The organism is Bartonella sp. TS25HLJMH, from assembly GCF_042193505.1.
In the GTDB taxonomy this organism is placed as follows: domain Bacteria; phylum Pseudomonadota; class Alphaproteobacteria; order Rhizobiales; family Rhizobiaceae; genus Bartonella; species Bartonella grahamii.
In genome coordinates, this window is sequence record NZ_JBHILV010000020.1 from 1 (window position 1) to 24,688 (window position 24,688).

At 36.6% G+C, this 24,688-nt stretch carries 14 protein-coding genes and 1 pseudogene; 6 read left to right on the forward strand and 9 right to left on the reverse strand.

All coding sequences use genetic code 11. The features are described 5' to 3' along the window. Positions 1 to 794: tyrosine-type recombinase/integrase (locus ACFINF_RS07800; protein WP_375620384.1), on the forward strand; the 794-nt coding region annotated here is incomplete at its 5' end. A 568-nt stretch (positions 795 to 1,362) separates the two neighbouring features. On the opposite strand, the gene ACFINF_RS07805 is transcribed toward ACFINF_RS07800, so the two are convergent. The 6 genes from ACFINF_RS07805 to ACFINF_RS07830 form a co-directional block, all read right to left on the reverse strand. After that, positions 1,363 to 2,562, reverse strand: coding sequence for an MFS transporter (locus tag ACFINF_RS07805; RefSeq protein WP_375620385.1), 1,200 nt, complete (start codon positions 2,560 to 2,562; stop codon positions 1,363 to 1,365). 957 nt (positions 2,563 to 3,519) lie between these two features. Next, the gene (locus ACFINF_RS07810) at positions 3,520 to 3,675 is read right to left on the reverse strand and encodes a hypothetical protein (RefSeq protein ID WP_375620386.1); all 156 of its coding nucleotides are present in this window, start codon (positions 3,673 to 3,675) and stop codon (positions 3,520 to 3,522) included. A 577-nt stretch (positions 3,676 to 4,252) separates the two neighbouring features. Continuing rightward, entirely contained in the window at positions 4,253 to 4,480 is a 228-nt protein-coding gene (locus ACFINF_RS07815; protein WP_375620387.1) for a hypothetical protein, read from the reverse strand. 23 nt (positions 4,481 to 4,503) lie between these two features. Next, positions 4,504 to 5,382, reverse strand: a complete 879-nt coding sequence (locus tag ACFINF_RS07820; protein WP_375620388.1) for an ATP-grasp domain-containing protein — start codon at positions 5,380 to 5,382, stop codon at positions 4,504 to 4,506. Positions 5,383 to 5,397: 15 nt separating this feature from the next. Further along, positions 5,398 to 6,660: an MFS transporter gene (locus tag ACFINF_RS07825; protein ID WP_375620389.1), complete on the reverse strand. Its 1,263-nt coding sequence runs from the start codon at positions 6,658 to 6,660 to the stop codon at positions 5,398 to 5,400. Next, on the reverse strand, positions 6,657 to 6,911 hold the full coding sequence (locus ACFINF_RS07830; RefSeq protein WP_375620390.1) for a hypothetical protein: 255 nt from the start codon (positions 6,909 to 6,911) through the stop codon (positions 6,657 to 6,659). Before ACFINF_RS07830 ends, ACFINF_RS07825 begins: the two co-directional genes overlap by 4 nt. Positions 6,912 to 7,962: 1,051 nt before the next feature. Between ACFINF_RS07830 and tmk the strand changes: the two genes are divergently transcribed. Further along, on the forward strand, positions 7,963 to 8,622 hold the full coding sequence (tmk, locus tag ACFINF_RS07835; RefSeq protein ID WP_375620391.1) for a dTMP kinase: 660 nt from the start codon (positions 7,963 to 7,965) through the stop codon (positions 8,620 to 8,622). 588 nt (positions 8,623 to 9,210) lie between these two features. Further along, positions 9,211 to 10,423: pseudogene (locus ACFINF_RS07840) on the forward strand (MFS transporter). Positions 10,424 to 10,734: 311 nt separating this feature from the next. On the opposite strand, the gene ACFINF_RS07845 reads toward ACFINF_RS07840, so the two are convergent. The 3 genes from ACFINF_RS07845 to ACFINF_RS07855 form a co-directional block, all read right to left on the reverse strand. Beyond that, the gene (locus tag ACFINF_RS07845; protein WP_375620392.1) at positions 10,735 to 11,004 is read right to left on the reverse strand and encodes a hypothetical protein; all 270 of its coding nucleotides are present in this window, start codon (positions 11,002 to 11,004) and stop codon (positions 10,735 to 10,737) included. 2 nt (positions 11,005 to 11,006) lie between these two features. After that, complete coding sequence (locus ACFINF_RS07850) at positions 11,007 to 11,453, reverse strand: hypothetical protein (protein ID WP_375620393.1); 447 nt, start codon at positions 11,451 to 11,453, stop codon at positions 11,007 to 11,009. 104 nt (positions 11,454 to 11,557) lie between these two features. Continuing rightward, positions 11,558 to 11,800 carry a hypothetical protein gene (locus ACFINF_RS07855; protein WP_375620394.1) on the reverse strand — a complete coding sequence of 81 codons (243 nt, stop codon included), beginning with the start codon at positions 11,798 to 11,800 and terminating at the stop codon, positions 11,558 to 11,560. 147 nt (positions 11,801 to 11,947) lie between these two features. Here ACFINF_RS07855 and ACFINF_RS07860 point away from each other — a divergent pair, with 147 nt between their 5' ends. The 3 genes from ACFINF_RS07860 to ACFINF_RS07870 all read left to right on the forward strand — a co-directional run. Further along, positions 11,948 to 12,451, forward strand: a complete 504-nt coding sequence (locus ACFINF_RS07860) for a helix-turn-helix domain-containing protein (protein ID WP_375620395.1) — start codon at positions 11,948 to 11,950, stop codon at positions 12,449 to 12,451. Positions 12,452 to 13,315: 864 nt separating this feature from the next. Then, on the forward strand, positions 13,316 to 19,039 hold the full coding sequence (locus tag ACFINF_RS07865) for a Vomp family autotransporter (protein ID WP_375620396.1): 5,724 nt from the start codon (positions 13,316 to 13,318) through the stop codon (positions 19,037 to 19,039). A 639-nt stretch (positions 19,040 to 19,678) separates the two neighbouring features. After that, positions 19,679 to 24,688 (forward strand): hypothetical protein (locus tag ACFINF_RS07870; protein ID WP_375620397.1); only part of this gene is annotated, 5,010 nt, incomplete at its 3' end.

The following is a 24,688-nucleotide window of genomic DNA, read 5'->3' on the forward strand; positions in this document are numbered from 1 at the left end:
GGCATAATCAATCAGAATCTACTAAAAAAGTTAAATATCGAATTCTGAATAATGTTTCTAAACATATCGGTGATCGTGCATATAAAAGCATAAACAAACAACACATTCTTGAAGCCGTAGATAGAAGGCGAGAGACCCCCGCGGCGGCAAAACATTTTTTGACCTCTTTAAACGGTCTCTTTAATTGGGCGGTTGATAATGCCCTTTTAAATAGAAATCCTGCCTTTAATATAAAAGCACCAAAATCTTTAAACAGTGAGGGATTACTGCCATGGCTAGAAGAGGACATAGACAAATATTATCACCGTTGGTCACATGGTACACATGAACGCGTCTGGATTGATGTTCTTCTTTATACAGGCTTGCGTCGTGGTGATGCCGTTCGTATCGGCTGGAAAGACGTCAAAGATAATATCATTTATCTCAAAACAGAAAAGAGCCAATTTAAAACAGATGTTTTTCTTCCTATTTTACCAGAACTAGAGGAAACCCTTAAAATTGGTCCCATAGGTAATGAAACATTCATTTGTGGTAAAGGTGGAAATAAGCTTGTCAAAGAAAGTTTTGGCAACCTTTTTCGTGAAGCATGTAATGCGGCGGGTATTAAAAAATCAGCGCACGGATTGCGAAAATTAGCAGCAACACGTGCAGCCAATGCTGGTGCGACAGTTTCGCAAATGAAAGCGCTTTTTGGCTGGACAGAAGATAAAATGGCATCCCTTTATACCAAAACAGCTGATAGAAAACGACTAGCAATAGAAGCTATCAAAAAGCTACAAAAAGGTTCGGGATAAACATAAAATAAGTTAAAAGAATCAATGGAATCAAAACTCCCGAACTTTTATATAACTTATTGATTTTATATAAATATAACGCTCCCTCTCTCTCCGCCATTAATTTAAAACGAACTTTCATATTCTTGATATGAGATAGCTTAAAAAGCTCAGTATTTGCAGGATTTTTTATTGTTTGCAATTGACTAGTTCACGTCGATCTATGCTTGCCATTATGTATGCCTAGAAACTGCAGTTGAATTTCCATGAGTTTTACAATTTCTAAGCTCCTCTCCTCTCGATTTATAGATAACCTGATCTAGCATAAACGATCTCTTCAAATATCATTAAAGGATTTTTGCTATTATCACTAATTTCTGATAGAGCTTCAGAATTAATGGTGATCATAGTGCTATTTGCAATTCCGATTAACGGGCTAAATGCGGTTTATTCATATGAGAGGTAATGAACACTTCGGCTTTTCTCACGCAATGTGCTCATTTAAAATTAATGTCATAAATATTTGTACAAAATTTTTATCTATACGATAATCAAAAAAGGCTGACGTAATATAATAATTGAATATCGTTCATGCGTCGCTTTCTTTTATTTCTAAGCTTTGTATGTAAATAGATAGTCCGTGTAAAATAAATAAAGGGGCGCAAAAACCTATAAATATACACAGGACGTATAATGTAGAAAATGAAAAAAAATTTCCGGCATATAAAAGCATAATAGAGAATAAAGCTGTTATGATGCGCACACTGGTATCGCCTGCCAAAATCACCTCGGCTAAATTTTCACTAGGTGTGATAGCTTGTCCAATTGTTATTCCCGATACCCTAAAATAAAATTGCCCAATACCTAATAAAAAACCCATAATATAAAGGGAATATTGAGTAAAATTTAAATATAAAACAAAAGAGATTGCTATCACTGCGAAAGCCGGAGTTCCCCATACAAAAAAACGAATTAAAGATGGAAATTTCCGTAAATAATAGGATGAGATAAGACCATTGACTACAAAACCAAGTGCTGACAAAGAAAAAATAGAATTTTGAATAGCTGTAAAATTTGTATTATCTGATGTTATAGATGCAAGAACAAGTGGCAATAGAACAATAGTCCCCGTATAGAGAAAATTATTTAAAATACGATTAATCGTTAAAAAACGCAACGCAGAAACCCGCCAAAGGCACCTAAAACCAACTCCATAAGCTTTTTGAGATGGCTTTTTTAATAGCTCTTTTACTCTGTTTATTTGTTGTATAGACTTTATACGAAACCATAGGCTGGCATTCAAAAGATAAATAAATACAATAAAGGCTATGGCTATTTTGTGCCCAAAATGCGCAATTATAAAATATATAAGCAATGGGGATATAATAACAAAAAACTGACAGCAACTAGTATAAAATGCAAAAATTCCAGCTTTTTGTTTGGGAGCTGGAACCAGCTGATTCAAGGTACTATTGTTATTTGGATTATCAGCCCCCATCAAGAGAGCAAGTAAAAAAAACACAAATAAAATAAGTACCGGATTGTTCATAAATAATAAGAACGATAATAAACAAGCGCAAATAATTTGACTATAAAACCCAATTGTAAAGCCTTGATAGCGCACCAACACATTTCCCAAACATAAGCCTGAAATTCCAATTGCGATTAAATTAACAACATTTAAAGTAGCAGACGCTTCTCCCGTTGTATCTTGGAATTGTAACAAAGAAAGGCCAATAGATAATACACCACTAGCACAAAAACTCGTCAAACAACCAATCAAAATCATAAGAAAAACAGAATTACGCAAGAGCTTTCTCACTCTTAAACAGAGACTCGAGCCATTTTATGATTTTCTCTATTGTCGAATATGGTTCGGTACTAAATTCCAGTTTTTCATAAAATTTTATTTCAAATGCGTTATAGGTACGTATTTTTTGCAAGTCATCTGTCAGCATGAATTCTATACTTGATAACGTTGCGCCCATAGATTGAGACAAATAATAGGAAATTACTTTCCAATACATATGGGCACGTTCTCTTGCCAAATAATTTTCCAAGACATATTTCAAGTGACAACCATCTAAAATATATTTCGAACAATGGTGCAAAGAATAACAAATAAAAATAGCATCCGTTTCATGTACGGGACAAGAAGAAATATTAATATTTTTATCATTTCATAATATTATAAAAATTTCAGTTAGCAGATCTTCTAAATTTAGTCTAGTCATAACAAGATTGGGTGCTAATTTTTGGGCAACATGAGACCAAGCCAATCTTACTACTAAAGTTCCCAAAACCTTTAAGTCAGATTCTGGATAAGCTTTTTTTAAATTCCCCACCCATATGGTTCTATGACATATAATAATTGGCTCATCTCGTCTGAATGAACAAGATGTAATTCTAAACCAATATTATCACAAAGCTTTGAGCTCTTGAATTGCCCGTATCTTAATCTGGTATTCTTAAATCATTATAGCAATTAAAGAGTTTTTAAGTATTCCAACTTTTATTAAACTTTGTAATAATGTATTGGAATCTCCCCTTCACTGACTTCGACAATTATTGTATCACCACTATAAGAACAAAAAAATTATCTTTGAATTTTCTTACTTTTAGAAAGAAAAATGAGCAACACTCTTCCTTAACTAAAAAAACATGCTCTCTACCTTTTTCTTTATGATTATCAAAAACTTATTCTGTTACAATTCAATCATCAATTATTAGGATAAATATTTTGCGTTTAGCCTAATAAATTGTTATGATCAATGTTTCTTTCTGTTCTAAAAATCAGCGCTTTTCCTCCTAGAGATACTCGTAATTGCTGTACAATCTTTCCAAAAAAGGCACCTCCTTCAACATTGCTATTAAAACGATCATTCTGAGAAGTTTTATACATACACACGGCATTATACGGAATGCTATGTATTTTTTTAACTTACTCAACTAACCAACAATTTTTGATGGGTAAAATAAATTACGAAATTTGTGTGCTGTCACAATTCGAAAAACAATCATCTCTCTCTCTAATGATAGGCGATGTCATTAGAAGAAAGCCTTAACGATATCAGTAGAATAAATTAATCAGAAAAAATTGCAGCGTTGATGGAACCAATTTTATTTCATACCTTGTAACTCTATCTAAATTTTAATCATTTTTGTTAAAGGTTATTATGCAAATTTTTCTACGTTCAGCATTCTTTTTCCACTTGTTTGCAACAAAAGATTAATAGCTAAATTCACCTGTGTCATAATAGTTCTTCTTTTGGTAAAATAGAGCTGCTTCAATCTCGACATATAAATATTTCAATTCTTTAATATATTCTCTTAATATGGTTTAAATTACCAACACACCAAAACCCAAAATAAAAATATTTATTTTACTTAAGTTATTGAATATTATTTAAAAATTATGGAAATAGAGCGATGCAAGAGTTAAGAAATTATTTAAGAGTTCAAATTCATCTACATTAGAGTCATCTCGCATGATAATAGCAGTTGTCATTAGGTGTATTAAGTATGCTTGATAACTTTTCTGCTTCATGCTTGTAGGGAGTTCTAGATAGAGATAATACCAGAATCCATCCGTGAATGCTCGGCAATAAAACTGTAAACAAAATTATTTTCTTGTTGTTTAATCCGTTAAGCTTGATCCATTTTTCATATTTGTCTATATTTTCAATTAGTTGCGCTGCTGAATCCATGTTTTCCTCCCAATTGTTGTATTTTATAAGAAATTGCTACGAATGATCCTCTCCAAAGCTGATAATTCATCATCACTGTGTCCCCAAATTGCTATAATAGCTGGGCAGGTATTTAAATCGATGGTTAGGGGGAGGGGCTCGTTTTCTTTAAAAAAGAGCATAAAATGAACCACATTTTCCCAAGAATGAATTTTTTGTCGCCATACGTTAACATCTTTTATAATATGACCGTCGATCTCGTTGATAAGGAAGATAATACGCCCTTTTTTCTTAAAACGACTTGTGGTTTGCGAAAACACGCCTGCAATAAGGTTAACGGAGCTTTCAAGTAAATTATCTTCATAGCAATGCGCGAACAAGGTGGGTGCAATTCCTCCGTGGAGACGGGCTCCTACTTCGATCATTACTGGACCACGAGCTGTTTGCATGATTTCCATATGCGCAGGTCCATAATCAATTCCCAGTGCGCGAATGCATTGTTTTGCATAAGAGATAAGAAGGGCATAAAAGGGATCTTGAGCATCAAGCACATCAAGCGATTCATAAACAAAAGCACTTCCATTATGAATACCTTTTTTATATCGCGATAAAGCACATATCTTTATAGCCTCTCCATTTACAACGGCGTCGACGATGTATTCCTCTCCCTCCAATCTTTCTTGGAGCAAATAAGCATCGTTAGGTGCGCCAAAAATATTTTTTTGTGTCCAGTCGATTCTAGAGGACCATGCCGCCACTTTCTCACGGCTGGAGAAAAACAAAACACCATCGCTTCCACCAGAATCATTCGGCTTTACCACATAGCCGCTGGGACTTTCAAAACCATCGAGAGTACAATCGTTTTTTGTAAGAATCTTTGATCGGATGTAAGATAAATCATTTTCACAAAGGCGTTTTTGCATCGCTGCTTTTTTCCGTCACCAATCGGTAGTCAAGGGGTTATTCCCAAGACAACCATAATAAGCCGCCAATTGATCTGCACAATAAATACCCCCTTCGGCGCCTGCGACCACGGCCTCTATCGCGCCGATAGGAAAGCGTTTCTTTATCTCATCTACACTATGAAGCTTCGCTTCTGCCATGCCCTTTCCCTGATAAGAAAGCATATAGTGTGAAAAAGGAGCTTGTTGAGAGACAACACCATAGCAAGCATAGCCTAATTTTTGCAAAGCAGGGGCATAGAGGGCACCCGTGGAGAAAGGGTCGACAATAAGAATAGGTTTTCTCATACTTTGTTCCGCTGTGATAAAAGGAAAAGAACATAAATAAAGATTATTAGCCCTATAAGGGGCAGAAGATAAACAGCTGCTTGAGGACCCATAAGGACAGAGCTTGTAAGAAGACCAAGGATAACATAACCTGCCGATTGGGAGAAGACTATAAAGCATGCCGTTATAGCTTCCCACCAGCTCTGCTTGAGCCTCTGTTTTAGTCGCTTCAATCGTATATTTGCGGGCATTAATTCGCATGGTATTCATTGAAAAGCCAATAAAAAAGCAAAAGACCACAGCCAAATAGGGCGATTGTGTGGTGCTAAAAATAAGATCAGCTACGCTCAACATAAGGGCTGGGAGAATAAATTCAAAGCGAGGGATTTTGATAAAAGCAGCCAAAAAAGCGCCCACGCCCGCAACCGCACTGCAAAGCCCATAATATTCAGAGCCAAAATTTTTCACACTCTGAAAAAGAATGGTTGCCAGCGTATTATAAGCGCAAATATGAAAGCCAATAAGCCCTATGCAGACGCATAAAAGTTTAAGCTCACGGGAGAGACCATCCGCTTGCGGTGTAGGTGCTGGCTTATTACCAGTTTCAAGTGCTGTGGTATCTGTGGCGTTATATTCATCGCAAAAGATAATATATCTGGCTATAAGGCTTATAATGATGTCAAACACACAAAGTGATACAATCAAACCATTATAGCCAATTTCAGCCGCCGCCCCTCGAGGGCTGGTCGCTTCTAAGAGATAACCACTTAGTGCTGCTCCCAAAAAGGCGCCAATTTGCACCACTGTTTGCATAATGCGGGAAGCCTTTTGGGCACTAATATAACCACTAAGTGCTAGTTTAGTATTATAAGTCTCGAGTGTGCTTAAGGTAATCAAAGAGAGATAGCCGATAGAGATAGAGACAGCGATAAAACCAAAGGGGGAATCAGCGTAATGGAAAAGAGCAATCAATAAAAGAAGGCTATAGATAATGATCCGCCTTTGTATAAATCGACCAACCGCAGTGAGGCTTTAATGCGCACAAGTTCGCTGTTTTTCAAAAGATAGGGCATAAGGGTGCCCAAAACCATGGTTACGCCTAGGAAAACCGATGAGGATGTTATGCGATAAGCATTCCAAAGATTACTTAAAAATAAAAACATATCAGAAAGATACAGCAGGACAACAAGCCCATAAAACCGAAACATCAGTTGTTTGTGCACATTATCCCCCCCATTTCAGAATCTCTTAAAAACACACAGTATTATAAATCAGCACACATGTTCACAAGCTATGAACATATACATGTATTACTGGGCATATCAAGTTTTTTCGGTAGGGAAAATTTGAACGCTGATGTTTATGGTAGTGATAGCTTATTTTCAGGAGAATGAGTAGGATGAGGCTTATTTTTACTGCGTCTCTTGCAGGGGGCTTGCCAATAAGGAACTATGTCCTAGAGATATATTTTGTGCTTTCAAGTTGATTTTGTTTATACTCAAGGTTTAGGTTTTGCTATTGACCGTTGTTAGATGTTGTTGTGACAATAAACTTCGTTATCTATCAGAAACATTTATGGCATTAGCGCTAAGATATTGTATTAAAGCCTTTACATAGTAGTCTTTTTATATAGAGAGAAGGTGTTATTGGTTCAGTTTTAGGAGGCTTTGTTACGGCTGATTTAGACGTTGTCGTTGTTTGAGGGCTTATTATAATATTTTTAGTTTCAGTTTATGAATATACCGAAAAATATAGTGAAACATTTGATTCAAACGCTTTTGCAAGACATATTTCAATATCTCAGCGATGTTTTCCGATAATTGCTCTGCTGCTTTTTGACGGAATCGAATATCAAATGCTTATAGCGAGGGCAGTGGTTTGAGAAAAGATAGAGTTGATTTCATTAGATTCTTATGTAGCGCAATCTAGTGTCAGCTTTTAGGGACAATAATATACTTAGATCGAACTCATTTCTATACACTTACACGACGCTATAGGAGTAATCCTCAGAAACTCTACTAGAATTCGTTAAAAAATGGCAGGGCATGTAGTGTGAGAAAAAATATATTTTTTACAAATACTTAATCTAATTTTAAGTTATCTAAAATATAAACTTATCTTAAAACTAAGTCTATATACTGCCATTTATCATAAAGTTATACAAATGCGGGAATATTGTGGTTTTCTGTTTAGAGACGAGTTAAAACAACCTTATTAAACATTAAGAGATTTCAGACATAAAACAATTTAACTTATGGAAAGTATATAGACAAAATGTATCTTGATAAAAAAGTTTATAATTCCATGTGGTCTTCAAAGAAATTTTCTGGTTCTTTTATTGTCTTATGCGGGTTTGATGGGAGTGGAAAGACAACACAAACAAAAGAAATTGCTCGCCATTACTCAGCAGAAAAACATATAATACAAACTTTTCAACCCAGTTATTGGTATAGAAATAATCCAGAAATTAGAGATTACTTAGATAATGGAAAAGCAATTGATCCGTTGCTTTTAGCACTCTTATCAGCGACAGATAGACGCAAACATACGCTTGAAATTATTGAACCTTCCTTAACGTCATCGCAAAATTTATTAATTAGCGATCGATATGTTTATTCTAGTCTTGCTTATTTTTATGCTCGAGAGCTTTCTGTTGAAAGTGTCGTTAAATTAAATCAATCTATTCCAAGACCTCATATTACATTTTATCTTCATTTACCGCCCACTACTATACTGGAGCGGTTGCAGAAAAGGGATGGTTTAAACTTAAAATACGAAGAAAAACTCTTTTTTATTGAAAAAGTTTACAAAGTATACCAAGTTTTATCAGAAATAGATGAGCGGTTTATAACAATTGATGGAACTGCTCCTATTTCTTTAATTCATCATCAAATACGACATCATATAGATAAGGTTTGTTTTGATGATGAATAAAATCATTTATTAATCAAGTTATCCACGATAAATCCCCTTTATATATTTGTACTCTAAATCTGAAACTTTAGAGATATGATTGCAATAATTTAACTGCTCAGGAAGATATTACATTATATATTTTAATTGGAAAACTAACTGTAATGGGCTTATTTTAAAAGATTTAGAGAAGGGGAGAAGAAAAGTTATCAATATTTATTGTGAGGATAATAGTATGTTTATTCTTTTAGAGACGAAGTGTGGTGATAGAAGAACGACATGGAGGGATATACTCGAACATATTTTAGTGCACGGAATAATAAGGACAATGATGTGTGTGAAGCTTTCATACCGTAAAATTGTTTCACATATGTATAAAGGTGTAGCTTCTGAATAAAACGCACATAAAATATTAATTTTGTTTTTGTCCATAAATGTTCCGTTTTCATAGAAGAATTAATCATACAACAGCACAAAGATTGTAAAAGCCTCAAAAAAGAAATTTTGCTTTCTTAAATTTAATGATCTAAAATGAAAATTGTAAGAATGCCTGTTTTTAAACAGGATGTATCATGCATATCGACTGGGATTCATTTTAGAGGGTAATTTATGTTCACTTCAAATTTGAAGGAACGCATTGCTTTATTTGAAAATAGAACTTTTCTCTATTTTACTTTGAGTGGCTTATTTGCTACATTTGGAAGTGGACTAAATTATATTACATTGTCGTGGCTCGCTTACAATCAGACGGGCTCAATCCGTGGTGTAGCGTTGATGATGCTTTTTCTTTGGGCGCCTGGCATTATTTTTGCGCCTATTTTTGGCATATTGGCAGATAAATATAACCGTAAAACGCAGATTATTATTTCAAATCTTGTGAGAGGTTTGGTAATCGTAAGCTGGGTAATGCTTTGGCATTTTGGTATAGAAATTGAATTGATGGTTTTATCTGCTCTTTTGGGTATTTTTATCCCTTTTTATATGCCATCAGCTATTTCTTTAATTCAAAGTATTGTGCTGAGGGAACAGCTCATCAATGCAAATGCGACTATCGATATGGTTTATGAACTTGGCACTATCGCAGGTATGGGCTTAAGTGGATTGATACTGTCCTATGCAGGAACAAAAGGAACTCTTCTAATAGGTGGTATATTCTTTATTATTGCTGGTTTATTTAATTTTGCAATGAAGGTACCTAAAAACCGAAGATCTAAAAACCAAAACCAGCAAAACTGGTGGGAAAATTATACAGCATCCCTTCATTATTTTAAACAGAATCCAGCTCTTTTTGTACCGTATGTAAGCCAAATGATTATTATGACTCTTTTGATGACCATTCCTGTTATTCTCGTTCCTTATATACAAGAGGTTTTGCATGCGGATAGCAGGACCTTTGCAATATTTGAGGTGCTTTATTCTATGGGCGTATTGACAGGTGCGTTTTTTTCACCACTTACTTTGTAAAGTTTTATCCATAAGGAAAACATTAGCTATTTTATTAGCTTTTATGGCTATTGGTCTCGCTATTCTATCTGTTAATACACACAATTTTGTTGTTTTTCCTGTTTACTTTATGATTGGAGTTGGACTTTCGAGTTGGGCTCTTTCGATTTCTTTATCACAACTCTCTTGTGATCCTGAATACCAAGGAAGATTGCAGGCAAGTTTTAATGGTATCTCTGGATGCTTGATCCTCGCAGTCTATCTCATTATGGCAAGCGATAACAGTAGCATATCACCTCAATCGATATATTTTTTTCAAAGCATTGTTGCGCTTGTTGGAATACTCATAGTGCTTTTTTATAAGCATGAAAAACAATAAATTACATTTAAGTGTAGTAATATACGCTATTTTATAAATATTTACGCTACAACATATTTCATATTTTGCTTTTATAGGGGAGTGAGAAAATGTAAAAGTTGGTGCTTAATGAATAAAGCATAAATTGATGGATGCTAGAGAATACTCTCTATTTTTTGATAACGACCCACAAGAATTGCTGCGTTTCTTTAATTCATCTCACTGTTGTTAAGAAGACGAAACCGTAACACTTTAAATCTAAGTTTTTTGTTTAAGCGCAGTAGAAAGTAAAGCGATGAGGTAATATCGTATCATACGGGGAGAGTGTTGCATTATTTTTGTTTTTCAAAATCCATATGAAAAATTGTATCAATTTCATCTTCATTGGAATGGGTATTTCTACGACGATGCAAGGTTTGCATAATCTCTTTTTTTAAAACAGCATCTGTTTCACTTAAACGGTGAATACTGAGTTCCAATTCAAGAGATAACGCCAAATCCACGCACAATTTAAGCTCTTCTCCAATGTCGAAACCGCGTTGATAGTCGTCATAAAGACCAACTAGTGTATCAGATAATTCTTTATCGCATAAAGAGGCCATGTTTAATTCCTCCGCGTCGCGGTTTTCCATGCGTCTTTTTTAAGTATCACTCCACTATTATTACTTAGAATTGCCATGTATACGAACCTCATGGTTTTGTCAATTTTCTGCAAAATACGCGCTTTTAAACCAATGTCTATTAAAGACTGTATTACTTCAAGATTTTGAAGCGCCCAATTGTAAATATGGATGGTAATGTGTTTACTATAGAACTTATAGCATTTAAAATACATTGCTAAAAGGCTTTTAATATGCATAGAGGAGGAGCATTCTGACGATAAACCAAACACCCTGAAATCTCTATTGCCAATTACAGCTAAATCAGCCCCATTAATATATAAAATAAGCAAACATGGTTTGTAAACGTCTAACTTTTTAATAACGAGTGATAATCTCATTTTTTGTAGAATACCAATTATTTTGCCTATTTTATATTGATTTTTAGACATTGATAAACTTTTTACCTTATAAAAACCTATGGGAAATGCATTAGCATATTTTTGTAATAAGATTTCAGTGGTATATTGCACAGCATGAAATGAAGAGAATCGTATTAGGCTTTTTGCTTCTGAAAGAATATGACTGTGACTTTTGAGAAAGCAGTTGGCAAGAATTTGCTTGGCGTGCAAACTGATAGAGTTGGCAGTGGCGCATTTAGCGTTTTCATTGGGCTGTGTCCAAACGTTTTTGACTCTGGAAAATAGCCTCTGATAGGCTTGAGTTTTTCCAAGGTTATATTACAGGGGCGCTGCTCAGCAAAATACCACGGCGATTGCATTTTTTGTGTAATTGTCATAATTTTCGCTCCTGCTTAGACGGATGCTGTAACATCCATTTTTGTGGGGTTATGTATGTAGATCTTTGCCTAACATAAGGGGCAGTAACAAGAGGTATAATGCAAATATTGAATTAAGTCAACGCAATATTTGTATTATTGTATAATTTGGCAAAAAAAGAGATTGAACCCAAAACAGAACAAGCGAAGCGATTACGTTTGATACGAGAAAGTTTGCTATTTAGTAGACACCAAATAGCAATCCGTTTAGGTATTAATAAAGCCATTTATGATCACGCTGAAAGAGGCACGACCTTTCCCAATGTAGAATTTTTGGCTGTTTTATCACAGAAATTAAAAGTCAATTTAAACTGGCTTGTAACGGGCGATGGCGAGATGTTTTCAGATATGGCAAATGCGAAAGCAGCTGGTTTTAAACCGCGAGCGATTCCTGCTGGGCTGATGAAAAAGCTTGGACATTTAGCTTATACGACCTATCATGATGCAAAAATAGATCTTTCTCCTGAAGATGTTGCGGAATTAGCAGCAGAGCTTTATGGAAGATTGCAAGAGCTTATTCAAAACCTCAATGATATGGAAGAAGTCGAAGCCACTTTGCCACTTTTAAAATTACATTTAAAGCGTAAAATCGAAACTGAAAAGCACATCTAGAAAATTCATAAGATACAAACGAACAGCCTTTTTAAAAAATAAAACTTTTTTGGTCTCTTATTCAACATGAAAAAATGAATAAATTATCATTATAAATTAATGTATTGCTCTAATAAAACTGCTTATAAAAAGAATTACAGTTAGTAATACAAAAAAATTTACACAACAGTGAAAATACAATGACGATGTTTTGTTCCTATAAAAGGGTCACAGACATATAAGAGAGAAGAACAAAAGACTATTTATAGGTGCGCTTTTGTCTTTTATGAAGATGATGAGATGAGCACGTTGGAACTTTTTACAGAGCGTGCATTATTATATTTAAGACAGATTTCTTTCAAAGAGATGTATCATATATTGAAACAGTTTACCTTGCAGAAAAGAGTGAGGTCATTATGATAATCATCATTCATTACATTATGCGATAAGTTAAAAAATCATAAATTTATGCTTGTAAGAACAGCTAATTTATTGAGAAGTATTTTGACAAATTTATAAAAAATTATTTTTTACACTCTTGCCATTCTTCTGATGCGCTTTATTTAAAAATTAGAATTGCTCTTTAGTGAAACTATTTTTGTTAAGAGATAAATCGCAGTGTTTTTGAATGGAGATTACGTTATATTTTCAAAGTCTTGTGTTTTTATTTATTTTTTAGCTTGAATCCCTCTAGCTAAAAGGGTTGGGGACTTTTCTAGATTCGATGTTGTCGCAAAGATTTTAGGGCGATGCCGTAATAAATAGCGGTGTCGATGGGAGGGTTTTTTCTTGATTTATTGGTTTTTGAAGTGCGCAAACTGATGGGTTTGCCATGTGTGTTTTCACGCGTTGTGATGATGTTGAGCTCTGTAGGAGGAGATTCTTATGAAAAAAAAATATTCTACACCAAATTTAATTAAAGCTTTCTCTCTCAGCGCGGCAATGGCCACACTCTTATCAAGTGTTTCGCCAGTTTTTGCTGCCAATCTTGCGATAGTAGGAGGGGCTAGTCAAAGTACACCTGGTCCCAGTGTTTCCTATGCACATGGTAGTCATGGTAGTGTTGTTTTATCTGGTGATGATGATTTCTGTGGTGCGGATAATGTTGTTGGACGTGGGGGCAAACAACAGGCGAATGCTGCTAATACTATAACTGCAGCAGAGCAATATAACAGATTTATCACGGATCAAAAATTTGGTGATCGTAATCCTTATGGAACAACCACTGAAAAGGTCACTTGGGGTGGTGATAGTTGGACAAACCCTCGTGGTGGTTATATGGGGGCGCTGACTGGTGGTATTGCGAATGCTATGCCTGAGGCTTATGGTGTTTATTCTTTTGCAACTGGTTGTGGATCTGCTGCAACGGGGAATTATTCAACCGTTTTTGGTGCAGGTGCAACGGCAAAGGCTGGAGGGGCGCAAGCCTTTGGTGTTTCTGCGCTTGCGGCTGGAAAAGCAAGTGTTGCTATGGGTGTGGGATCAGAAGCGTCGGGGGAATCTACGGTTGCTATTGGTGGACTTGCAACCGCTTCTGGTAAAAATAGCGTTGCTTTAGGGACTAAGACAAAAGCAGAACAGAATTATGCAATTGCTATAGGTGCAGAAGCAGAAGCTTTGGGGTCAGGTGCTATTGCAATAGGGAGCAGGGACTCTGACAGAACTCCAGAAGCTAACAGAAAAGTAACAGCGAAGGGGGAAAATTCGATTGCTATAGGTACGCATACCTATGCTGAAGCGGAAGATTCTGTTGCTATTGGAGCAAATGCACAAGTAACGGTTTATGACGGTGTTGCTTTAGGTGGGGGCTCTCTCTCTGATAGAGCTAAGGGGACTGTTGGTTATGACCCTTATCTGAATGGTGATTCAACAGAAACGGGTATGGCATGGAAAAGCACTGCAGGCGCTTTCAGCGTTGGTGAAGTTGGTGGCAAGGGTAACGGCACGCTAACACGACAAATTACAGGGGTGGCAGCTGGTAGTAAAGACACTGATGCAGTCAATGTTGCCCAGTTGAAAGCTATGAGAGATGTCATAGCAGGAGGAGGAGGCTGGAACATTTCTGTTAACGATGCAGATTCTGCAGCTGTTAATTCAGGCAATACCGTAGATTTTTCAGTGAAAAGTGAAAAAGAAGAAGGAAAAAATAACTTAAAGATTGAAAGAAATACTACAGAGAATAAGCATAAAATTGAATTTACGTTGAGTGATACTCTCACACTTACAAAAGTCACCACAGGCCAAAGCACGATGAGTGATGATGGCTTTTTTGTTAATGGTGAAAATGGTTCACGCATGACTGTAGATGGCTTTTTTATTAATGGTAATAATGGTCCAAGTATGACTATTGATGGTATTGATGCAGCCAAGAAAAAGATTATAAACGTAGCAGAGGGCACTGAAGATACCGATGCAGTAAATTATAAACAGCTGAAAGCTGTACAAGAGGCAACCAAAACGAGTTGGCAGCTTGCTGTTAACGGTGGAAATGCTACGGCTATTGGTCCAAACGGTACAGTAAATTTTCAGTCAGCTGGCAATGAAGGTAACAAAAATATTAAGATTACAAAAGATGAAGACCACAATGTCACGTTTGATCTAGCTGATGATATTCAGGTAATGACTGTCACAGCAGGAGAAAGCGTTATGAGTGCTGTTGGCTTTGGGTTTACTGATGGTAATGGGCCGAGCATAACTGTTAATGGCATTCATGCTGGTGATAAAACGATTAAAGGAGTAGCGGCAGGGGAAAACGATACCGATGCAGTAAATTATAAGCAGTTAAAAGACTTTACAGCAGGGATGGCAACAGGCTGGAAGCTTTCTGTTGATGGTAACAATGCTACAGATGTTAAAGCTGGTAGTACAGTAGACCTTGTTGCGGGTGCGAGTGAGGATGGAAGCAAAAATATTAAAATTGAAAAAGACAATAATAAAGTCACATTTTCTTTAAATGATAATCTTAAATTGACGAGTGTCACTACAGGCAGAAGCATTATGAGTGATGATGGCTTTGGGTTTGAAGGTAATAAGGGACCCAGAATTGCTTTTGATGGTATTGATGCTGGCAATGAAAAAATCACAAAAGTAGCTCAAGCAGAAGACGATACCGATGCAGTAAATTATAAGCAGTTAAAAGACTTTACAGCAGGGATGGCAACAGGCTGGAAGCTTTCTGTCAATGGTGAGGAAGCTACAGATGTTAAAGCTGGTAGTACGGTGAATTTTGTTGCAGTTAAGCAGAAAGACGATGATAATAATGAGAGTGAGAACACAAATATAAAAATTGTCAAAAGTGAAGGCAATAACGTATCCTTTGATTTAAGCGAATATATTAAAGTTGGTCGTGTAGAAACAGGGGACAGCAGAATGAGTAATGCTGGCTTCATGATCAAGGATGGTCCAAACATGACCAAGGGTGGTATTTTTGCTGCTAATAAAAAAATTACAGGAGTACAAAAGGGTACTAATGAGAATGATGCCGTAAATGTTTCACAGCTGAATGAAATAAAAGATCAAATAGAAGATAATAGCCTTGTTAAGTGGGTTGCAGATGAGAAGCTTATTACCATTGGTGCGCAAAAAGATGGCATCGAAATCAATGTTGCAAATAATGATGCCAAAAATCGAATTATTTCTGGTGTTGCAGTCGGAAAAGTCAGTTCTGATTCAACAGAAGCAATAAATGGTCATCAGCTTTTCAATTATGCTGATAATATTTCAAAATATTTTGGCGGTGAGACAGATGTAATTGATGGCTTCAAACCAACTTTTACGGTTCAGAAAACGAAACATAATAATGTAACTGATGCTTTCGCTGCTATCGATAGTTCTATCACGGATATTTATAATCAGATTAACAATGTAACAGGTAATAGTCTTGTTAAATGGGATGAGGACGAAAAGCTTATTACCATTGGTAAAGAAAAAGGCGGAACAAAAATCGATATCGCAGGTACTGAGGGAGAGCGAACTATTACGGGTGTGAAAAATGGAGAGATTTCAGAAAATTCAACAGAAGCAATTAATGGTAGCCAGATTAATAAAATATCCCAAAATGTTGCTGAATTTTTTGGTGGTGGGACCTCATTCGAGAATGGAGTCTTTAAAAAACCAAGATATAATTTAACTACTATTGATGAAAAGGGTCAGGTCAAACAGAAGGAGCATAATGATGTTGGATCGGCTTTAGATGGACTTGATACAAATATCAGGCATGTTAATGCAAATTTGATCAGTGGGTTTAATGATGTTGCTAAATATTTTGGTGGTGGAGCAGGATATGATGAAAATGGAGAATGGCATGCTCCTACTTTCCAAGTTTATCATATCGGCGATAATGGTGCTGTCTCTAAGAAGCCCTATAACAATGTTGCTGATGCTTTTGAAGGTGTGAATAATACTTTCACAAATATTCACAATCAAATCTCTGATATAACAAAAAATAGCCTTGTGAAGCAGGAGGGCGAAGACGGTCTTATTACTGTTGGTAAAGAAACCGGTGGTACAAAAATAAGTATTGCAAATAAAGATAATCAAGAGAGAACACTTTCTGGTATAAAAGATGGAGAAATCTCTCAAGCATCAAAAGAAGCAGTAAATGGTTCACAGCTTTTCACGGTTGCTCAAAATACATCAAAATATTTTGGTGGCAGTACAGATGTATTGAATGGTATAGAGCCAACATTCCTTATTCAGGATAAAGAATATCATAATGTTTTTGATGCATTTACTGGTGTGAATATTTCTATCCATAAGATTGATGATAAGATTTCTGATGTGATAAAAAATAGTCTTGTTAAACAAGATGGAGGTGTATCAGGTGTTATCACTATTGGTAAGGATACAGCTGGTACTGAGATCAATGTTGCAGGTGTTGGTAAGCTAGCACGCAAGATTTCTGGTGTTAGGGCAGCAGAGGAAGGTGATGAAGCTGTTAACAAAGATCAACTTGATAAAAGCATAAAGGATATTACTAAAGATATTGAGATAGCAACTGCTGCTGCGGTTCTCTATGATAAGAATGACGATAATAGTGTTAATTATGGTAGTGTAACTTTGGGCGGCGATAAGAACAACGGACCAGTTGCTCTTCGTAACGTGAAAGATGGTAGCATTTCTGAAAATTCCAACGATGCAATCAATGGTAGTCAGATTAATAAAATATCAGCAGATATTGCAAAGTTTTTTGGCGGTGGTGCAAAGTTCATTAACGGTGCTTTTGAAGGGCTGAAATATACTTTATCGGCTATTGTAGATGGTAAGGTAGGGAAGGCTAACTTTTATGACGTTGGTTCAGCTTTAACAGGTCTTGATAAAAATGTTCAAGATGTGAATCAACGCTTAACAAATGTATCCAATGAGTTTAATCAACAAATTGAAGGTATCTCTAAAGATGCTTTACTGTGGGATGATGAAGAAGAAGCATTTGTTGCACGTCATGAAAAAGATGGGCAGAAAACAAACAGCAAATTGAAGTATCTTTTGGATGGTGAGATTGCTAAAGGTTCAACAGATGCCATTACGGGTAACCAGCTTTATTCCATGAGTAACCAGCTTGCTAATTATTTCGGTGGCGGTGCCAAATATGAGAATGGCAAATGGACAGATCCTACTTTTAAGATTGTTCAAGTCAATGCTGATGGTACGACTGTTGAGAAAGAGCACCATAATGTCGCTGATGCTTTTGGTGACGTCAATAAAAATATGTCAAATATTAATAACCGTATTGATGATGTCATCAACAAGGTCGATTCAGATGCTTTAAAGTGGAATGATAAAGAAAAAGCCTATGATGCTGGTCGCGATGGAAAGCCGAATAAAATTATCAATGTAGCTGATGGTAAAATTGCAAAAGATTCGAAAGATGCGGTCAATGGTGGACAACTTTGGGAAACTAATGAACGTGTCACTGGTGTCGAAAAAGATGTGAAGCATCTTACCAACAGAGTTGATAACATTTCCAATACGATTGCTGATATTGGTGATACAGTTCTTAATATTGATGCCAAAGTTGATAACATCAATAATAGAGTTGACGACATTGAAGAGGATGCTGTTCGTTATGACAGAGATGAAAACGGCAAAAAAACCAATAAAATCACATTAGCGGGTGGTGATCCTAGTGAACCTGTTATGATTGATAATGTGGCTGATGGTAAAATTGAAAAAGGTTCGAAAGAAGCTGTAAATGGTGGTCAGCTCCATGATTATACTAAAGAACAGATGAAGATTATTCTTGATGAATCCAAGCAGTATACAGATCAACGGGTTAATAATATTGTGATTGATGCGATTGATGATGCTGTTGATCGGGCTAAGCAATATACAGATATGAAGTTTGATGTTTTAAACTATAGTATTGAGAGTGTGAAAAAAGAGGCAAGACAAGCAGCGGCTATTGGTCTTGCGGTGTCTAACTTACGCTACAATGATACGCCTGGAAAATTAAGCGTTGGATTTGGTAGTGGTTTATGGCGTAGCCAATCTGCATTTGCCTTTGGTGCAGGTTACACTTCCGAAAATGGAAAATATCGCTCTAACATATCCGCAACAACTTCTGGAGGTCACTGGGGTATAGGTGCAGGATTCAATATGACATTGAACTGATAATAAACAAAATACATAAAAAACTCCTTTCACCCCTGTCTCATAAGGCAGGGGTGAATTTTTTTTACGTATGTAAAAAGAATTTATATATATATATATAAATTGATAAGCGCTATAATGATGAATACAGGTTTCAAAAACAACATACAAGTTCAACAAAGTGAACTGCTTATTTCAAAATAAGATAATGAGTTTTTTCATAAATTATAAGTTCATTATTCTCTGCTTTAATTTTTAAATCTAAAAAATCTGTAACACTCCACAGATAGAAAAAACCTAACTCTCTAGAAATCTATTAAAAAATTTCTAGTAAGACAAAATATATATTTAAATGTATTTCAATTTTACTGGAGGAAGTTATAGAAACAATAACTAAATTAACTCTACCCCTTGAAAAAAACAAACAATAAGTTTAAAGGTTAAAAAAACCAATCACCACAAAAAATTTACCTTCCTAGGAAATTTAAAAGAGTAAAGCACATTAACCATAAAACCTAAAAACATAATTTCTCTATCTTTTCAATCAGGTACTAAATTTTATGTCTATAAAAAACCAATTCTAGAGAACTTTATAGCGTTTAAATGTGTCTTTTTTATGTTTTGGAGGTGTTTTTAAGTTTTTTCATTGGAGAGTTTGTTATGAAAAAATTCTATGCCCCACGAGCCACGAGTAATTTAAATAATTCTCGTTTTTCTTTTGTTAAAGTTCTTTCGTTGGCTACAGCGGCTACATTTTTATCGAATGTTATACCTGTTTTTTCAGCAAATTCTGATTTTAGAAACACATTTCTTGAAGGTGTAGAAAGTGCTGGTGTTTCTTATCCGCAAAACATCATCTCTGTTGCTGGTTTGAATGCCTCTTCTGTTTCAAAAGACAGTTATTTAAAAGCGCTGAATGTTGCTTTGATATCTAAGGTAAATGCTTCTGAAGACTATGCAAATTTTTTAACCAGAACTCTTCTAGGTCCGAGTGATGAGAGCTCTATAGTAAATGTTCTGACGGCAGAGGGTGATAATTTATCGAAAGGGGAGGTAAGTAAAGAGGAACGATATAAAAGCGTCCTCACTAATAGTCAGTTGTCTGTTTCTGATAGCTCTACAGCTCTGCAGTTTGTTTACAATGATGAGAATGCAACGCTTGTTAATATTTCTGACCTTTTGCGGGATGGAACTGCAGGAATGCAGCGTGCTGCAAACAACAATACTATTTTGGGTGATGGGATTGTTCAGAAAGGTAGCGCGTGGACTGTTGTTATTGGTGACGCTGCGGCTTCTAGTAATGGTCAGAAAGGTGCACAGGGTTCTGTTATTGTCGGGTATGGTGCAAAATCTGAAAACGGTTGGAATGTTGTTGTTGGTTATGGGGCAGAAGCAGCAACAGGATCGTATGGTTCTGTTATTTTGGGGCGGGGGGCAAAAACAGAAGGAATTTTTAGCATTGCAATCGGTGGTGTTGGAGCTGTTAGTGGAGGTGCAACCCAGAATATTGATGAACAAAATAGAGTACTTGCAAATGCTGATTATGCAATGGCTATTGGTTACGGTGCGAAGAATTATGCAGAAAAGGGGATTATTCTTGGTTACAATGCATCTGCAACAAAGGAGGCGCTGTATGGTATAGCCATAGGTGCTGAAGCAAATACAATGGGGGGTAAAGGGATTGCTTTAGGTTATCAAGCGCAGGTATCAAATGAAGCCAATGGCATTGCTATAGGTTACATGGCTCACGCTATGGGTCTAAGCAGTGTCGCAATAGGTTCAGAATATAGTGGTAAGGATAACGATTATACAACCGCGAAGAGTGATTATTCAACGGCTGTAGGTGCAGTTTCTAAGGCTTTAGGGTATGGTTCGACTGCTCTTGGTCATCGCTCACAGGCAGTTAGTAAGCATGCCATTTCTCTTGGATTTTATGCGGAAGCAAATGGAGAAGGAGCTATCGCTATCGGTGCTGATTCTATAGTTTCGGTGAAAGATGGCGTTGCTATAGGGAGAGATTCTGTAGCCAATAGGGCTGCTGGTGAGTTTGGTTATGCTCCTTCGGTAAAGGGTGAGGTTGCAGCAAATGATAAAGCTCAGTGGAAAAGTACGAAAGGTGCAGTGAGTGTTGGTGATCCTGGTAAAGAAATAACACGACAAATTGTCGGAGTAGCAGCTGGGAAGAATGCTACCGATGCAGTGAATGTTGCGCAGTTGATAGACATGAAAAGATTCGTAACAGAAAACGGTTGGAAACTATCTGTTGGCGGTGCAAATGGCACGACCGTTCTTATAGACGATGAAGTAGATTTTTCTGCTGGAAGTACAAATCTTCAAATTACAAAAGGCAAGGATGATAATAAAGTAAAATTCGATCTTGCCAAAGATGTTACATTAACGAGCTTAAAGGCAGGTACAAATACCTTCGATGCAACGGGCTTAGTCATTACTGATGGTCCGCAAATAACCATTTCTGGTATTGATGCTGGAAATAAAAGGATAACGGGTGTTACATCTGGTGATCTTAGTGCAAATTCACAAGACGCGGTAAATGGTAGTCAGTTGAATGTTGTAGCTACCCATATAGCTGGGTATTTAGGTGGTGGTGTTAAATTTACAAATGGTCAATGGGATGATCCAAAGTTCAAAATTAAAACTTTCAATCCTGAGACGAATGAGATTGAAGAAGAAAGTTTTCCGGATGTAGCAAAAGCCTTTGAGGGTGTGGGTAAGTCTTATGTAAATCTTCACAATGAGATTAAAAAAGCTGCCGATGATAGTGTCTTTAAATGGCATGCCGAATCGGAGAGCATTACAATTGCTGCCAGTGCGGGAGAAGGTGGGCAAGGAAGTATTGCTATAGGGAATCTTTCAAGTGCAACTGCCGACAATAGTATCGCATTAGGTGGTTTTGCCAATGCATCTGGTGAAAATAGTATTGCATTAGGTGGACTTTCAGTTGCAACAGCTAAAAATAGTATTGCATTAGGTTCAAATGTACAAGTACTTTTTGATGGTGGTGTTGCTGTGGGTTATAAATCTGTTTCTCGTAACGCAGCGTCCACAGTTGGCTATGATCCTTCCATAGGGGGCCGGTCAACAGATGATGGTGTGATATGGAAGAGCACTCAAGGAGCTTTTAGTATTGGTGATACTCCGAATAAGATAACACGACAGCTTACAGGTGTGGCAGCGGGTTATGCAGACACTGATGCCGTCAACATTGCGCAGCTGAAAGCACTAAGAGAGTACGCAGGCAAAGGTTGGAAACTTTCTGTTGATGATAAAAATACCCAAGCCGTTAGCATAGATGATACAGTAGATTTTTCAACTGGAAGTAAAAATTTTAAAATTACAAAAGGCGATAAAGATAATAAGATAAAATTTGATCTGGCTCAAGATGTTGCATTAACGAGCTTAAAGGCAGGCACAAATACCCTAGACGCAACAGGCTTAGTGATTACAGGTGGTCCGAAAATAACAACGGGTGGTATTGACGCTGGCAGTAAGAAGATAACAGGCATTCAAGATGGTGCACTCACAGCAGAATCAACCGAAGCGGTCAATGGTTCCCAACTTTTGGCAACAAATACTGAAATTAATGAAGTAAGAGACAGTATCCTTGTTAAGCAAGTAGCAAAGAAGAGGAGAACGCGCAGTCTCCCTAATGAAGGAGAAGGTCTTATCACTGTTGGTATGGAAACTGGTGGTAGCGAAATCAGTATTTTGAACAAAAGTAATGAAGAGCGGAAACTTTCCGGTCTACTCGGCGGGGCAATCAGTGCAACTTCAACAGACGCAGTAAATGGCTCACAGCTTCATACATTGGGCACAGGTGTTGCATCTTATTTAGGTGGTGGTGCTAGCTATGCGGATGGTAAATGGACAGCTCCTACATTCAAGGTAAAAGCAATCAAGGAAGATGGCAGCCCTGAAGATAAGGAATATCATGATGTAGCATCTGCTTTTTCTGGAGTTGGTAGTTCTATCACAAATGTTCAGAATAAATTGACTGAACAGGTTAATAATGTGATTAACAAAGTAGAAAGCGAAAGCTTTGTTCAGCAAGACAAAACAACACATCGTCTCACTATTGGAGCTGCAGTAGAAGGCAGTGAAATCAATATTGCCAATAAGGCTGGTGCGGATCGGATTCTTTCTGGTGTGAAGGCAGCAGAAAAAGATAATGAAGCGGTTAACAAGGGACAGCTTGATAAAGGCTTGAAAGATCTTTCGAACAGTCTTCAGTCTGATGAATCAGCAGTTGTTCATTATGATAAAGATTCAGATGGTAAAACTAATTATAGTAGTGTGACTTTAGGAAAAGCTAAAGATAAGACGGCTGTAGGTCTCCATAATGTTGCTGATGGTAAGATTTCCAAGGATTCACATGATGCAATCACGGGTGGTCAGATTAATACCATAGCTTCGGATTTATCAAAAATTTTAGGTGGAGATGTATCCTTTGATGGAAAAAACTTTAAAGGGCCAACTTATAATTTATCGAATATTGATGAAAAAGGTGAAGTAACAGATAAACCGCATACCGATATTGGTTCTGCTTTTAAAGGACTTGATGATAATATCAAGAATGTGAATGCTCGCATTAAGGAAGTCTCAGAAGGAGTTGCACAAGATTCTTTATCTTGGAGCGATGGTGACAAAGCTTTTGTGGCTCTGCATGGGGAAGGGGATGACAGAAAAGCCAGTAAAATCACATCGCTTGCTGTAGGAGATATTACGAAAGAATCGACGGATGCAGTAAATGGTTCTCAACTTTATTCACTGGGCGATAAGGTTGCAAAATATTTTTCTAATGACGCTGAATATAAAGATGGGGAATTGAATGTTGCTGATTTTAAGCTCAAAACTATCAATGATGATGGCACTGAAGCTGAATCAAGCTATAAGAATGTATCAGATGCATTTTCAGGTGTGGGTAAACTTTTCACAAAGGTTCAAAATGCGATCAGCGATGTAATTAGTAATCTTCTTGTTACGAAAAATGAAGATGTTATCAATATTGGTAAAGGAGTAGAAGGTAGTGAAATCAATATCGCAAACAAGAGTGGTGCAGCACGGACTGTTTCTGGTGTGAAGGCAGCAGAAAAAGATAATGAAGCGGTTAACAAGGGACAGCTTGATAAAGGTTTGAAGGATCTTTCTGATACCCTTCTGTCTGATAGTTCTTCTGTTGTTCTTTACGATAAAACAACCGATGATCAAATTGACTATACAAATGTAACTTTTGGTAAAGGGGAGGATGCTACACCTGTTGCACTGCATAATGTAGCCGCAGGATTGATTGCGGAAAACTCAACAGATGTTATCAATGGAGGACAGATTCACATCCTTTCAACGGATGTAGCAAAATTCTTGGGTGGAGATGCTGAATTTAAGGATGGTGCTTTTAAAGGGCCAATTTATAATTTATCCAGTATTGATAAAGATGGTGAAGTAACAGATAAACCGCATACCGATGTTGGTTCTGCCTTTAAAGGACTTGATGATAATATCAAGAATGTGAATGCCCGCATTAAGGAAGTCTCAGAAGGAGTTGCACAAGATTCTTTATCTTGGAGCGATGGTGACAAAGCTTTTGTAGCTAAGCATGGAGAAAAAGATGGAGAGAAGACAAACAGCAAAATCACATCACTTGCGGCTGGTTCT